This is a genomic window from Methanosarcina horonobensis HB-1 = JCM 15518 (genome assembly GCF_000970285.1).
Taxonomy (GTDB): domain Archaea; phylum Halobacteriota; class Methanosarcinia; order Methanosarcinales; family Methanosarcinaceae; genus Methanosarcina; species Methanosarcina horonobensis.
In genome coordinates this window covers 3,007,531-3,022,344 of the sequence record NZ_CP009516.1, presented here as the reverse complement: position 1 = coordinate 3,022,344, position 14,814 = coordinate 3,007,531, and the positions used below count along the sequence as shown (strand labels likewise).

At 40.4% G+C, this 14,814-nt stretch carries 14 protein-coding genes and 1 pseudogene; 8 read left to right on the top strand and 7 right to left on the bottom strand.

All coding sequences use genetic code 11. The annotated features are described in order from the left end of the window. Nucleotides 1-305: 305 nt before the first annotated feature. Nucleotides 306-1,493: a tetratricopeptide repeat protein gene (locus tag MSHOH_RS13280; protein ID WP_048140293.1), complete on the top strand. Its 1,188-nt coding sequence runs from the start codon at nucleotides 306-308 to the stop codon at nucleotides 1,491-1,493. Nucleotides 1,494-1,851: 358 nt separating this feature from the next. Here MSHOH_RS13280 and MSHOH_RS13275 read toward each other — a convergent pair whose 3' ends face one another. After that, nucleotides 1,852-2,646, bottom strand: a complete 795-nt coding sequence (locus MSHOH_RS13275; protein WP_048140291.1) for a metallophosphoesterase — start codon at nucleotides 2,644-2,646, stop codon at nucleotides 1,852-1,854. A gap of 374 nt (nucleotides 2,647-3,020) precedes the next feature. Between MSHOH_RS13275 and MSHOH_RS13270 the strand changes: the two genes are divergently transcribed. Next, on the top strand, nucleotides 3,021-3,410 hold the full coding sequence (locus MSHOH_RS13270; protein ID WP_239450969.1) for a hypothetical protein: 390 nt from the start codon (nucleotides 3,021-3,023) through the stop codon (nucleotides 3,408-3,410). A 496-nt stretch (nucleotides 3,411-3,906) separates the two neighbouring features. Continuing rightward, nucleotides 3,907-4,959, top strand: coding sequence for a tetratricopeptide repeat protein (locus tag MSHOH_RS13265; protein ID WP_048140289.1), 1,053 nt, complete (start codon nucleotides 3,907-3,909; stop codon nucleotides 4,957-4,959). Between the two features lie 4 nt (nucleotides 4,960-4,963). Here MSHOH_RS13265 and MSHOH_RS25705 read toward each other — a convergent pair whose 3' ends face one another. The 3 genes and pseudogenes from MSHOH_RS25705 to MSHOH_RS13255 form a co-directional block, all read right to left on the bottom strand. Further along, on the bottom strand, nucleotides 4,964-5,098 hold the full coding sequence (locus MSHOH_RS25705; protein WP_275425532.1) for a hypothetical protein: 135 nt from the start codon (nucleotides 5,096-5,098) through the stop codon (nucleotides 4,964-4,966). Continuing rightward, nucleotides 5,095-5,778: pseudogene (locus tag MSHOH_RS13260) on the bottom strand (RNA-guided endonuclease TnpB family protein); the annotation flags it as partial. The gene MSHOH_RS25705 and the pseudogene MSHOH_RS13260, both read right to left, overlap by 4 nt. Before the next feature lie 33 nt (nucleotides 5,779-5,811). After that, nucleotides 5,812-6,513: a DUF434 domain-containing protein gene (locus MSHOH_RS13255; protein WP_048140287.1), complete on the bottom strand. Its 702-nt coding sequence runs from the start codon at nucleotides 6,511-6,513 to the stop codon at nucleotides 5,812-5,814. 223 nt (nucleotides 6,514-6,736) lie between these two features. On the opposite strand from MSHOH_RS13255, the gene ala reads away from it, so the two are divergent. Continuing rightward, complete coding sequence (gene ala, locus MSHOH_RS13250; protein ID WP_048143472.1) at nucleotides 6,737-7,717, top strand: alanine dehydrogenase; 981 nt, start codon at nucleotides 6,737-6,739, stop codon at nucleotides 7,715-7,717. A 23-nt stretch (nucleotides 7,718-7,740) separates the two neighbouring features. On the opposite strand, the gene MSHOH_RS22885 is transcribed toward ala, so the two are convergent. From MSHOH_RS22885 to MSHOH_RS25250, 3 genes are all read right to left on the bottom strand, one after another. Beyond that, entirely contained in the window at nucleotides 7,741-7,887 is a 147-nt protein-coding gene (locus MSHOH_RS22885; RefSeq protein ID WP_082089355.1) for a hypothetical protein, read from the bottom strand. Nucleotides 7,888-8,156: 269 nt separating this feature from the next. Beyond that, complete coding sequence (locus MSHOH_RS25255; RefSeq protein ID WP_048140286.1) at nucleotides 8,157-8,459, bottom strand: PKD domain-containing protein; 303 nt, start codon at nucleotides 8,457-8,459, stop codon at nucleotides 8,157-8,159. Nucleotides 8,460-8,461: 2 nt separating this feature from the next. Further along, nucleotides 8,462-8,809 carry a TolB family protein gene (locus MSHOH_RS25250; RefSeq protein ID WP_048140285.1) on the bottom strand — a complete coding sequence of 116 codons (348 nt, stop codon included), beginning with the start codon at nucleotides 8,807-8,809 and terminating at the stop codon, nucleotides 8,462-8,464. A gap of 1,171 nt (nucleotides 8,810-9,980) precedes the next feature. Between MSHOH_RS25250 and MSHOH_RS13235 the strand changes: the two genes are divergently transcribed. The 4 genes from MSHOH_RS13235 (at nucleotide 9,981) to MSHOH_RS13220 (ending at nucleotide 14,696) form a co-directional block, all read left to right on the top strand. Then, complete coding sequence (locus MSHOH_RS13235) at nucleotides 9,981-11,468, top strand: sensor histidine kinase (protein ID WP_048140282.1); 1,488 nt, start codon at nucleotides 9,981-9,983, stop codon at nucleotides 11,466-11,468. 261 nt (nucleotides 11,469-11,729) lie between these two features. Further along, complete coding sequence (locus tag MSHOH_RS13230; protein WP_048140280.1) at nucleotides 11,730-12,680, top strand: hypothetical protein; 951 nt, start codon at nucleotides 11,730-11,732, stop codon at nucleotides 12,678-12,680. Between the two features lie 368 nt (nucleotides 12,681-13,048). After that, nucleotides 13,049-13,846: a class I SAM-dependent methyltransferase gene (locus tag MSHOH_RS13225; protein WP_048140278.1), complete on the top strand. Its 798-nt coding sequence runs from the start codon at nucleotides 13,049-13,051 to the stop codon at nucleotides 13,844-13,846. Nucleotides 13,847-14,018: 172 nt separating this feature from the next. Then, nucleotides 14,019-14,696, top strand: coding sequence for a hypothetical protein (locus MSHOH_RS13220; protein ID WP_048140275.1), 678 nt, complete (start codon nucleotides 14,019-14,021; stop codon nucleotides 14,694-14,696). Nucleotides 14,697-14,814: the final 118 nt, after the last annotated feature.

Sequence of the window (14,814 nt, the reverse complement as noted above, 5' to 3'; positions counted from 1 at the left end):
TTTATTTTTGTTATCTCTCCTGTCTTATCCCGCTTAATTTTTATCCTGCAGAACTTATTTTAATAGGAAAACGATGTCGTTCAATCCAATTACTGTTTTATTTTGCGTTCCAAAGGGATAGAGTGTTATATGATAATTGTAATATTATACTGGTTCTCTTATGCACTACTCAAATACTAATGTTATGTCAAATAGTGATACGGAATATTCACTCACTAATATATTCAACTAAATACAAAAGTATAGTCTGGATGTTACACTGACAATTCCCCCATTTAGAACACTCCTTCTGAGGTGCCGGAAGTATGGACTTTGACTCTATAGACGACTTTGTGTACGATGTAATAGGAATAATTGGATCTGACCAGAACAATCTCGCCTGCGCAGCCGATTTTGCCCTGGAAAATTCAAAAGAAAAGTCTTTTCCCCCAGAACTCCTGCTTGAGCTGTCCAGTGCATGCAGAAAGCAAAAAATGCATATGGAAGAATATGTTTTTGCAAAGGTCTGTTTAATGCAGGCTTCCGGAAAGCTCCGTGAAGAGTCTTTCTATGCACTGGGTACAGCAGCACACGTACTTGGCTTTTCCCCTGAAGCCGAGGCAAGTTACACGGAAATCCTGAAAGAAAACCCTGAAAACGAAGATGTAAGATGTGCTTATGCTGAACTTCTTTTAGAGCTTGGAAGGATTGAGGAAGCAGAAAGTGAGTATAAAACTGTACTTGAAACCTCACCCGAAAATGTAAAAGCAAATGCAGGGTACGCTTACCTTCTGACCGAGTATGGATTTTTCCGGGAAGCGGAAGAACGTTATTTAAGAGCTCTTTCTGGTAACCCGGACTATGTTCCTGCCAGAGGTGGGTATGCAAACATGCTTTTTGAGCTTGGAAGACTCAGGGATGCGGAAAAAGAGTACAGGCTTGCAATGAAGCTTGACCCTGAAGACCCGAGCCTCCACCACAATTTCGGTGTCTTACTCTCTTTCCTTGGACGTTCTTCGGAAGCCGAAGTTGAGTACAGAAAAGCTCTGTCCCTTAACCCCAGACACAGGAGAACTCTTTTCAACTACGGAAATCTCCTTGCAAGGGAAGGACGTGTTTCGGAAGCTGAGGAACAATATATGGAAGCCCTTGCCCTTGACCAGAACGATGCAAAAATCCATTCCAATTATGCTAACCTTCTTGCCCGTTTTGGAAGAAGATACGAAGCTGAAATGGAATACAAAAAAGCCCTCAGTCTTGACCCTGAAAGTGCAGAAGGACATTACAGCTACGGAAACCTCCTTTCAGAAATGGGGCGCTTATCCGAAGCAGAGAAAGAGTACAAGAAAGCCCTTGCGCTCAATCCTTACTATCCACCGCTCCATTACAGTTACGGTCTGCTTATGAGAAAAATGAGGCGTTTCGACGAAGCAAAAATACAGTATATGAAAGCAATGCAGCTCGACCCTGATATAGGTAGCAAAATGACAGAAACCTGGATCATTCTGGATTAAAGGCGATTAACCAGATATAATCAAAGGTTATCAGATGTCTATCAGAGACGAACATAGGTTAACAGGTAGATATAACTAAAAAAAGAAAGTCAAAAGATCCAGACATTCAAAAACATCCATCAAAGCATCTATCATATCATTGAATCTACTCACGGCATCGTGCCTTCCGGCTCCAAATTTCAACTTTTATTATTTTTTTCTTCAGATAAAAATAATCCACAATCCGGCAAAACGAAAATCCCCAGTCTGAAGTAGTGACTCAGGCTGGAGCAATTTTTATATTTTGCTTTAATCATTTTGAACTTTTACTTATCTGGTTTTTCTGTTTACTCGTAATACTCATATGGGATTGTTCTTGTTAGTTCTCAAAAGTAATAATTTTTAGCTCTCCTCCCCTGATAAGGGCAAAAGCGGCAGCGTTTCCGAGCCCAACATAGTCAGGGCATGAAAAAATTGACAATAATTTACCATCGAACCACCATTCATACCCGACTCTAAGAGCTGTGTGCCCTCTTACGATTCTTTTCAAACCATTCGTTTCTAAAAAACCGTCAACAATATCAGGACCGAATTCCCTGACCGTGGAGCCTCTTGACGATCTACTTAGCCCCGGAAGTTCTGAAGGGTCATTCCATAGATAGGGAAAAGCGCCTTCTTTTGTAATGGAATCGACACTTTCAGTCCCGTTAATCCCTCCGTGCACGCAGAAAGTATGTCCTGAGACAACCGCTGCTACAGGCAATACATCATATGTCCTGCTTATTTCGAGAAGAAAATCGCGGTCATAGCCAATTTCCTCAAAAAAACCATAATAGATATTCATATCAACGGTTTCGTGATTGCCCCTTAGAAGGAAGACATCTTCGGGCTCCTCAAGTTTCATCTGGAAAAGTTTTGTAAGGACTTCTGTGCCTTCTGTTCCCCGATCCACATAGTCTCCCAAAAAAAGAATTTTTTTGTAGCCAAGTTTTTTTCTCATCCCATTTATGAACTCAAGGGCATAAAGGTCTCCATGGATATCTCCGATAAGCATGATTGATTCCGGATTAATCCTGAGCACGGCAGGTTCGGATTCCAGAATCTCGTTTATCTCTGGTAGAATAAGGCGCAGTTCTTCTTTTGCTCTTGCTTTTCTGAAGCTGGTTAACGGCATAAACTCACCCCGATAAACCCATTAAATGTGAAATATCTCCATGCTTAAAAATACTGCCTGCCTGGGTGTTTTAATCATCTAAGTATTGGCAGGTTTTAAGGTATGACTAAGATCTAACTAAAGTCTGCTACTGTATATCAGGATATAAATCTCTGTTTAGACATAGCTATACCTGTAGGTGCAGCTATAAACCTGATTACCCGCATATACTTAAACAGGAATGGCAGGTAATAAATGACAGCCTAATAAATGACAGCCTAATATCAATATAAGTAGAAAAAGACGGAAATTCGAGAAAAGGTAGGAACGATTTATATAAAAAATCCAAAAGAAATAACATGCGAAATTTAAGAGTATAAACGGGGTGTAGGACAGTGGAATTTGATATAAGCGAACAGGATCCAGAAGAGATGGATCTTGCCGATGTTGCACTTGAATACGATGAACTTGTCTCTGCAATATCTGTTCTTGAAAAAAGGCGGGAAGAACTTAGGAACCGTATTTTGAGCTCTTTTGATGAAAAAGGTATCGATGTCCTGAGAATAGGGGATGTGGAACTCAGACGGAAAAAAGTTGATTGGAAACTCTGGCGCATCCGCAAGCTAAAACCTTATCTTCAGGAGCGCAACCTCTGGGATATGGTCGAATCCGTTGACAGGAAAACCCTAAGTAAGCTGATAGACAGAGGTTTCCTGACTGAAGAAGAACTTGAGGGTATGTATGATGTGGAGCCGAGATACAGTCTGCATGTAAACAGGGTCTAACAGGGCAACCACATACTCGGTTCATCCTTTTTTATTTTCAAACTTTTATCTTCTCTTCAGTTCCGATTCGATTTGTCCCGAATATCATTCCGGTTGTGTTTTTTAATTACTTTTGCACTACTGTTCTCCGTTTAACCTGCTTTATTCTTCTCTTTTTATGGGCACCGTCAGAGAGGCAGGTGAGACGCTATATAACTCGAGGACTCAAAACTGTTGCGCGGTCAAGAAATGTATCATCTGGCTGGCAGGTTGTGGTAATCACTAATGGTGTGGGAAAAAGCATGAAACATCTTTCTTAATATTTAGATAATATTCGCCATATCAACCGTTGGTCGGAAGCTATCTGATTTTCGGTTCTCTTTTTTCCGATCTCCTCCGGTTTCTGCCTTTTTTAACTTTGTCTTTTCTAATTTATTCAGACAATATAATATAGCTAATTATTTATAGCCAGCCAAATAAATTAACTGTAGTTATAAAATTTAGGAGGTTTTTGAGCATGGAGATAGATGCCGTAGACAAGCTGGTTTTGCATGTAATCGAAAAGGTTGCAGAAGATAAATCTAATCTCGATGAGGTCGTTGAGTTTGTCATTTCTTTTTCACGTGAACACGCGCTTTCGCCGGATACCCTGCTGAAACTCTCCTTTATTTTCGGCAACGATAAGATGTACAGGGAAAAGTACATAATTTCCAGGGCATCTGCTTTGCTTTTCTCAGGGAAAATGCGGGAAGATGCTCATATGGAGGCAGGGAAAACGGCTTCTTTGCTCGGGCTAGGGGACCCTGCTGCCAGAGAATTCAAAGAAATTCTTAAAGAAAATCCGGGAAATGTAGAAGCCCTCTGCGGATATGGAGCCATACTTGCTGGAATCGGGGAACTGGATAATGCAAGAGTTCAGTATGAGAAAGCTTTTGAGTTTCACCCTTACCATGTGGATACGCTCTGCAACTATGGCTGCCTGCTTTACAGGCTCGGTCAACTGGATAAGTCAGAAGAAGCTTACAAAAAAGCTCTTCTCCTTGACCCGAGGCATGTAGGAGCGCATTGTGGGTACGGAATCTTGCTTTACAGGCGCGGGCAAAAAACCGAAGCAAATTACCATTATACTCGGGCTCTTGAACTTGACCCAGGGCACGTTGAGTCAAATTTCCGCTATGCTCGTCTTCTTGAAGAAAAAGGGGAGCCCTTTGAAGCCGAAGCCCATTACATAGAAGCTCTCAAGGCAGATCCTGAAAGCCCAAAACTTCACGTTTTTTACGCTCGTCTGCTTGCAGAACATGGAATTGTACATGGGGCAAGGGTGCACTTCAGGTATGCGCTTAAAATTAATCCTGAAGATGTTGAAGCTCACTGCGAATATGCAGGATTGCTTGCCAGATTCGGACACAGGCACGAGGCTGAGGTCCAGTATAAAAAAGCACTTGAACTTGATCCCGGACATTTTGGGAGCCTCTGCGGATATGGAAACCTGCTGAAAGAGAAAGGGCAGTATGCAGAAGCTGAAGAGATCTACAGACAGGCAGAACATTCCAGACGGGATACATGGTAATAAATTAATGAACCTTGCTCATTGTGGTCAGTCTCAAGTTCGTGAACCACCCGCCATTGAAATGGCAGGCTTCCTGGTTCATCCCTCTCTCTTTTGAGAGCAAGTCCCCAGGCTCTTCCCTGCGTTCCGCAGGTGTCAAGTGGTTATGAGATTTTGGTCAAGGAGAGAGAATTTTTTGGTATTTATTGCAGCATTAATATCCCTATCATGCGGAGTCTTACAAATGGGGCAGACCCATTCTCTATCCTTTAATGTTAGTTCTGAATTGTGGTATCCGCAAACGTTACAAAGTTTAGAGGATGGTTCAAATTGCCCTATTCTAAGGATAGTTTTACCAAACCATTCAGCTTTATACTCTAACTTTGTTACAAAACTACTCCATGCAGAATCACTTATAGACTGTGCTAAATGGTGATTCTTGACCATACCTTTAACATTCAGAGTTTCCAGTGCAATAGCTTGGTTCTCGCGGATAAGTTTAGAAGAGATTTGGTGCTGGAAATTGTTTCTCTGATTGCTTATTTTCTCATGGATTTTAGAAAGTAGCTGTCTCGTTTTCTCTCTGCGTTTTGAACCTTTAACCTTTCTACTTACTCTTTTTTGAAGGTATTTAAGTCTTTTAAGAGAATTTTTCAAGTATTTTGGATTCTCAATCTTTTCGCCTGTAGAGAGTACAGCAAAATCCTTAATCCCGACATCTATACCCACTGTAGTAGATTCAGAATACTTCTGTTTTGTAGGAAGAAGCTTATCTAAGCCCATATGATTTATACATTTTCCAGTCTGTTCATAAGTCTTAATTTTCTGTTTAAAGTGACGGGCATTCTGCCTTTGCTTGTCGTAAAATTCTGTTCAGTACAGCCTTATAGGCTCAATTCCTGTTTTTTCCATAAGGCAGGCCGGGATGTCAAGTACTTGCAGGACCGAGTCAATTACAATTCCATCGGAGGTCGCAACGACAAGATTTTTTTTGGGATCTCCGCCTTCCGTTTTCAGGTCAAAGTCCACAGTTTTTGAGGTACGTGCCTCTCCTCGGATTCCGTATTCTTCAAGTTTGCGGCGGATGAAGCTTGCAAGTTCCCCGCTCCGGCTAATCTGAGAATCAAGGAGAAAAGTTATTGACTTCGGGCTGGCTTCGGAGAGAAACTCAAGGACTGAGTCAAGGGCCTCCTCTATATCCTCAGCCTGACTTGTTTTGCTGAAATAATAGCGAGTATCTCTTATATATCCGTCATCACAGAACCACAAGGGTTCGTTTTTCAGAAGGCTGTCCACGCTAAGAAGGACATTGTACCCGTCAAGGTGGAGATCCCTATTTCTTATGCCGTCACAGGCTATTTTCTTCCTGATTCTGGAAACCACCTTCTCAGGGGGCATAATCACCCTTGTGAGGATATTCCGCTCTTCGGCACTGAGCTGGGAATGCTCAGCCACGAAACGGATAGTTGCAAATTTGGGGTATCCCCATCGCAGGATACTCCGGATGTCCCGGGCAGGCTTCAGTAATTTCTCTTTCATGTCGGGTTCGGGAAAAGTAGCAGAACTCTCTTGCATAGTTTCTCCTTTCACGAAGGAAGTTCTTTAAATGAGTGAAGATATGTTATATATACATATTTACGCGAATAAAAATGGCAATCCATGCTATACGGCAGTCAATGCGCCTGTTTGCCGCCGGTTTTTATTCCGGTTTTATTCAGTTTAAGCCTGGTTTTCAGCCGGAAGCCAGCTTATGTTCAGGATGTGAGGAAATTCTATGGCTCCGGTGGAGGGTTACGTTATGGAAGTATTGTGGCTGGCTCAGGAAGAAGTAAAGAGTGTTATGGACATGCATTCCGACATGCAGGTAGTAGAAAGGGCTTTCAGGCAGCACGGGCTTGGCAAGGTGCAGATGCCGCCTAAATCCTATCTTTACTATACCGCTTACAACGGCGACCTGCGGACAATGCCTGCATACCTTGAAGAAGAGGACATTACAGGTGTAAAGATTGTAAACGTCCATCCTGGGAATCCCATGCGCAACCTTCCTACAGTAATGGCGCTGATTATCCTTATTTCCCCTGAGACCGGAGCTCCTGTCGCAATCATGGACGGAACTTATCTGACCGACGTCCGGACAGGCGCAGCCGGAGGAATTGCTGCAAAATACCTTGCAAGGAAAGATTCGAAAGTAATCGGGCTCGTAGGTGCAGGAAACCAGGCAAAAACCCAGCTTGAAGCCCTCTGTGAAGTTTTCGAACCCGAACTCGTGAAGATCACTTCCAGGACAAAAGAAAGCTGTGAGCAATTCATCCGTGAAATGGCAGAATTCGTGCCCTGCGAAATCCGTTACGAAGAGAGCATTGAAAAGGTCTGCAACTGCGATATCCTTGTTACCACAACCCCTACAAGAAAACCAATCGTAAAAGCCAGCTGGATTAAAGCAGGCACCCACATAAACGCAATAGGTGCGGATGCCGTGGGAAAAGAAGAACTTGACCCCGAACTCCTTATCCGCTCCAAAATCATTGTGGATGACATGGTTCAGGCGCTCCATTCCGGAGAAGTGAACGTCCCTCTCTCGAAGCACTATATCTCGGAAAATGACATCCATGCCCAGCTTGGAGAAGTTATGGTCGGCCTCAAACCCGGCAGGACAAGTGAAGAGGAGATTACGATATTCGATTCCACAGGGCTTGCAATTCAGGATGTTGCAACAGCGCACCTTGTTTATGAAAGGGCTGTCCGGGAGGGACTTGGCAGACAGGTCCGCATGTTCTGAAATTCTTTTATTATTTTTTGCTTTTACTTTGAGATAGTGCAAACGTAAATATCCGAGCCTCCGTTGCGGCTGTCCTGCCACACTATCCTATCACCACAGATAGCTGGAGACTCCTGATTTGACTCATTGGTAGTAATTTGAGTTTCTTTGGGAGTGGATAGATCATACATATAGATATCGTAGTTTCCGTTGCGAAAATCTTGTCACACTATTTATTCTGTTACCATAGATGTCAGGATGGAATGCTAATTTGCTGGTAGTAATCCGGATTTCAGTGCCGCTGCAGGAACTAATTTCTGGAAGTACAATTATTGTACCGGCTTTTGAGGTAGTATCGTAAGCATTTCTTACTGTCAGGTTAATAGTATAGTTTCCTGATGTTGTATATATAAACAGGACTTACCGCGGTTGAGTCTACTTTTCCATCATTATCGAAGTCTCATAACCTTGACGTTGCATTTTGAGAAATGTCATTAAACTGTACTGTTAAAGGAGCATAACCCTCGATAATGTTACTATTAAAATTTGCAATGGGAGCGTTTGGATCGGTAACGACTATGTAATTTGGCTTTGTCGATGTATTACTACCCATAGCATTTCCTACAGTAAGACTAACTGTGTAACTTCCTGGCTTCGTAAAAGTGTGTGTCGCATTCATGGCATGCTTTGAGTAAATACCGTCTCCAGTGTCCCAATGCCAGGATGTAGAGACTCCACCAGTGCCGATTTCAGTGAATAACACAACTAAAGGTGCAGTTCCAAAGTTACGTTCGCGGTAAATTCAGCTAAAGGCAAATCTTGTACTGTTGACGAGAGGTCATATAGATAAATGTCTCTTTCATCACCAGACTCTGAATCTTGACTATCTGCATATACAATTTTATCTTCATAGATAAATGGACTAAAAGCACTATTGCTGGTTGTTATGCGGGTTGTCTTGGCAGTAGACATATTATACGTGTAGATATCTCCAATACCAAAAGAGGTGGGACGATTTAATGTATATACTATCCGTTTGCCATATATTGCAGGGTCAGTTGCGTTTCCACTATTGGTAACCGGAGTTATTTTATGAGCAGTAATATCATACATATACAGATTGCCTGATTCTATCCATACTACGCATTTCCGTAGATATCGAGTCCCTGGGACTCGTAGCTTGAACTATTTGTAATTGTTATTGTGCTTGTTTGGTGAGTACATATGTCACACTGCATGAGTCTGGCCACATGAGAGATGACCATTAATATTTGTTCGCTTTCCTGTAGTCAGATCATAAGCATGTACATCATTCCCAGCACTTTCCGTCCAAAAAACGTGGTTACCATAGAATGATATTCCTGATGTTAATCGCTCACCATGCGTGAGTTGAGTTTCTTTTCCAGCGATGCAACTGTCGCTAACACGAAAAAAGAAAGAAAAATTAAAAATATTGATAGAGCTTTATTCATCTTTATCCCCCAAAATGCGTGTAAAATGTTCAAGTATTCCAAGCTTCTTTATACCAGCATACCATTGCATTAATTTATATTATTTACAAAATATAAATCGTTTCTGACATATACCGTAAGATCTGAAAAAAAATCATAAATTAGAGAAAAATGATTAAGAGCTCATCAGAAAAATCGATAACGGCATTTCTTAAAAGTAATGCAGATGAGGTTTTGCTATTTCTACAATGTCCCTCCGTTTCAAACGATGTTAATGGTAGAGTTATTTCGCGAAAATTTTAGCTAACAATAACTTAAATCCATTTTTCATGCATAAATATCTCTGTAATTAGTATTGGAATGATTAGTAGTCTATTTATTCGAAAATAAACTTCAGTTGACTTAAAAAGTAAAATAAATGTAAATACTTTTATACAGTTAAAGGAAATAAACCTTAATGATTAATATTTCTTTAATATATTGTATGGGATATAGTATATTAAAGAAGAGAAATTAATTTTTCCATGATAATTGTCAAGTTATATGTGAATATTGAGTATTTACTGTCTTATAAGTTCATTAATTAATAAACTCTTGAAATTGTATTATAGATATTACTATTAAAAATCATATTTTCAATTTTTTTTTTCATTTATCATTTTCTATAATATATGAATTTAAAAAATTATCATTTTATAATATTTGTAGAAATCCTTTTATTAAATAAATCAAATAATGTACATATTATAACCAATAAACTTTATGTCCTCAAATAGTTGAGTTCATTTGAAAATAGGTATGGAAAAAAGTTAGAATTGAACAGAGAAACAATCATGGAAAAGGACTATCATAAAGAAAACTTGGAGAAAATTGCGGAAAGATTTTTTTCTATAGCTGGCCAAACAGGACAACTAATTTTCGATGGTGATCCGAAGACTGGCAAAATTGAATGGTACGGAATAATTGAAGAATTTACTGGTTATACTCCAGAGGAATTCGGTAAAGTCGATCTGGGAGCCAGTAAAAGTTTAATCCATCCCGAAGAACAAGAAATGTTCTGGAACACTCTTATGAATTCTCTAAAGACCGGAGAGAAGTTTGAGCAGAAATTCAGACTTGAAAGAAAGAATAGAACTTATATTTATGTGGAATGTAGTTGTGTTTTCCTAAAAGATGAAAATAATCGTGTATATAGAGCCATCGGTTTGCTTAAAAATATTACAGAAAGAGAGCATAATCAGGAAAAACTTAAGATAAGCGAAGAAAATCTCCTCAGATATTTGCAGAATTTCAGAGGGATTGGATTCCAGCTAGACGGCAACTTTGATTTTGTGCTGCTGCACGGGGCCGTAAAGGAAATTACTGGCTACGAAGATAAAGATTTTTTTTCTGGAAAAATCCAGTTGGCTCAACTTGTGGATCCTGAAGATCGGAGCAATTTTTTTGAAAATCGAAGAAATTTGAGTACTGCATCAAACTATCTAGTTGAGCAAGAATACAGAATGCGAAATAGGAACGGGAATAGAGTATGGATTTTTGAATCTATTCAAGTTATACACAGTATAGATCAGACAAGTAGACTTTATCAGGGCTTTATACAGGATATTACCGAAAGAAAAATTGCAACGGAATCGCTTGACAGAGCTGAAAAGCTCCGCAAAAAAGAAATTCACCACAGAATAAAAAACAACCTGCAGGTAATCTCCAGCCTCCTGGACTTAGAATGCGACAACCTGCTTTCCGGGACTCCCGATCACAAAAAAATTGCTGAAGCATTTCGAGAAAGCCACAATAGAATCATATCGATGTCTGTTATTCACGAGGAATTGTATAACTCCAGAGACATGGAAACAATTAACTTCGCATCTTATCTTAAAAAATTAACAGATGATCTCTTCAAGTCATACAAAGTAGGAAATTCCGATATCAAACTTTACTTGGATGTGGAGGATTTCTTTTTTGAAATGGACAACGCAATCCCTTTGGGTATCATTGTCAATGAACTGGTTTCAAACTCTTTAAAATATGCATTTCCAGATGGACGAAGCGGGGAAATTCACATTGAACTTCAAGCTCTTGACGATAAAAAGTCAAGCAATACTACTGCTGACTTTAGTATGCAAAATAACGTCGGCCCCAGCAGTTATTTTAAGCTGACTGTTGGAGATAACGGAATTGGTTTTCCGGAATCCTTTGACTTTAAAAATATCAGTTCGCTAGGCTTACAACTTGTAAACACTCTTGTGGATCAAATCGGTGGTAGTATCGAAATTGAAAATGGGCCGGGGATGAAATATAAAATACTGTTCAAAGATTCATAGAACTAAGGAAAATCTAAGATCATTTCACTGAAATCAGGCATCGAGAATCAAATCTCTACCGAGATTTATGATCGTTTAATCTGTGTGCACAATGAATAATATTTAAAAATATAATCACTATCGGGGTCGCGGGGATAAGTAATTGAAAGCAGGAAGCAAAGGGGTAGTTTTTAAAAATTTGCGCGAACTGAGCAGATATGCCCGCTTTGCCAGGTTGATCAATAACTCAGAACACGATCCCGGTCAAAGTAGGTGATAACTATGATAATGAACGAACATAAAACTTTGTGGGAAAAATACTTTTTAAACTTCAGAAATGTTGCAAGCCCTCTCAGAAAGCCAGCTCTCTTCGACTGGTTATATAACAGTTATAGATGTCTGTACCTTTCTTGTGTGGATCCGTCTCTAGTTTCCAGACTAACCGATCTCAAGACATGTCTGTCCATGATCGGTGTAGCTGTTGACGATTCATGCGATTATGCGCTTCTAAGAGAAAAAAACGGTGGAGATAAATTCAGCTATGAGATTTTAAGCATGCTATATAATACGGATAAAATTGAATCTGGAGATTATATATTATTAGATGCCCATTTAACTAACAATATGTATATAAAAACTACTATTGGGATTTATTCAGACTTAGTTAGAAATCAAATAGCGTCGCTTCCAAGATACTGTGACTTCAGAGGTGAATTTCTCCTAGCAATGCGTAACGTTGCTGAATCAATGGAGTTTTCCTATCTTTTGAACAAGAATAAAATTGTATACCCATTCTCTCATGTTGTACGTAGCAGGGCTGCCTCTACAATGATCGAGACCCATTCCCTGCTCGACCTGATGTCTTCCAAAAATTTTGACACCTCTGAGCTTGGAAAAGCGATAGTCCTTTTCAAACTGGCGGATATCGTAGCAATGCTGAGTAATACGATTAATACATGGACAAGAGAAATAACCGAGAGAGATTATAGCTGTCCAGTAATTTCATTAGCTCTTGAAAAGAAGCTTATCAAGTTTAGCGATTTCGAGAGGGCAAGCACAGAAAATCTGAAAGAGAAACTATCACCCGTGTCAGAAGTGATAGAAGATGAACTGGACAAGGCCATATTGTCAATGAAGGAATTCGCGGAGAATTCCGAGATAAAGAGTTTTGATACTTCTAAGTTTGTCAACAACTATGTGAACCTATATTGGCAGACCGATGCTATGAACTAGCGTATCGATTTCAAAATTAATTTCACCAGATTAATTCATTTATTCAGGTGATACTCTCATTTTTTGTGCCAGCTCTCAACCGATCTTTTTCAGTTTTCTAAGTCCTCTTCCCTGGCTCTTTCTCATAACCATCATATGAACTACTCGCTTTAATGGGCTTCCTGTTTCATCCCTCGAACATATCCCCCTGAGCTAAAGGTTTGTCTATCAATCAAACGTAGCAACGTGAGTTAACTGCAAGTCTGCGACTTCGAGTGCGAGTAATTGACTTGTTACAGCTGCATAGCACTAAATTTTTGTACACACAGGTACATCAAGGAACATATTAGCACCAGCAAAGCAATGATCTGATGGAATTGGTGAATAAAATGGATTACGTACACGGATATTCGGATAGGGAAAATTCTCGGCTCTGTGATCAGGCAAATACTCTAACTACGCTGTTGCATCACGATACTATATATCCTCCTGGGAGCAGAGTTCTTGAAGCCGGCTGCGGCGTGGGCGCACAGACAGTTATATTAGCAAAAAACAGCCCCGAAGCCAGCATCACATCAATTGATATTTCCGGCGAATCAGTCGAAAAAGCTAGATTATTGACTGAAAAAGAAGGGCTGGCGAATGTCAGCTTTCAGGTGGCAAATATCTTCGATCTGCCCTTTGAAGACGAGACTTTTGACCACGTTTTCATATGCTTTGTACTTGAGCACCTTAAAAACCCTCTGGACGCTTTATTGTCGGTGAAAAAAGTACTCAAAAAAGGGGGCACGATAACTGTTATAGAGGGAGATCATGGCTCAAGCTATTTTTACCCCGGGAGCGATGAAGCCATGCAAGCAATAAAGTGCCTGATCGACATCCAGGAACTTTTGGGGGGAAATTCCCTTATAGGTAGAGAGATCTATCCGCTATTGAATCGAGCTGGTTTTAAAAATGTGAGTGTCTCCCCAAGAATGGTGTATGTCGATTCGAGTAAACCCGACCTGGTAGAAGGATTTACGAAAAATACTTTCAACGCGATGGTAGAAGGTGTCAGGGAGCAGGCGCTGGAATTAAAGATGATCGACGAAAGAACGTGGAATAAAGGTATTAGTGACCTCCACCGGACGGCCGGACAAGAAGGTACATTTTGTTATACCTTTTTCAAAGGCACAGCTATTAAATAATCTTGTTGTAGCCTGTACGTGCCTGGCTTTACCGGCGGGCTCGAAGTTAGACGGTAAACGCTTTGTTGAATAATTCAAAATTCAACAAAACACTAATGACTAATTTTATTTGGGTATCGAATAAAACGGTTTATATATACGCTGCACAATTATGTGCTATAAGGTACATAACATGACAATTGAATATCATGATATCAAACCTTGGGGAAGGTCTTTTGACGAATACGTCAGGATGTTCAGCCTGACCCCTGCCGATCTCAAGCGAAAGATTCTGGGCTGCGGGGACGGCCCGGCAAGCTTTAATGCAGAGCTTACGGGGCGAGGTGGAAATGTCATATCTATCGATCCTGTCTACCGTTTCAGTACTGACCAGATCAAGCAGAAAATCGGTGAAACTTATGATGACATAATTAGACAGACCCGAGAAAACCGGGATAAGTTTGTTTGGCAAGAAATCGGCTCAATTGAGGAACTTGGAAGGATCAGGATGTCAGCTATGGCGAAATTTCTTGAAGATTTCCCGGAAGGCGTGATGCAGAAAAGATACATACCGGGTGAACTGCCTTTGCTCCCTTTCGATAAAAAGGAGTTCGACCTTGCACTGTGCTCTCATTTGCTGTTCCTCTATACGGATAATCTATCGCTGGAGTTTCATCTAAGATCGCTGGGTGAGTTGTGTAGAGTTTCAAAAGAGGTCAGAATATTTCCGCTGGTGGACGTAAACGCTAACCGATCACCGTACGTTGACCGCGTGATCGATATCTTAAGGATGAAAAAGCTAGATGTGACTGAAGTAAAGGTGGCATACGAGTTCCAGAAGGGTGGAAACATGATGCTAAAAATCTGCTGAAACTTTTATTGCACGCACGTTGCAAGCAACAAAATATGTTTGCGCCAGCATTTCGGAGTCCAGCATTTCGGAGTAATACTCACAGACTTGCACATTTTAGATATAAAATAATGCACAA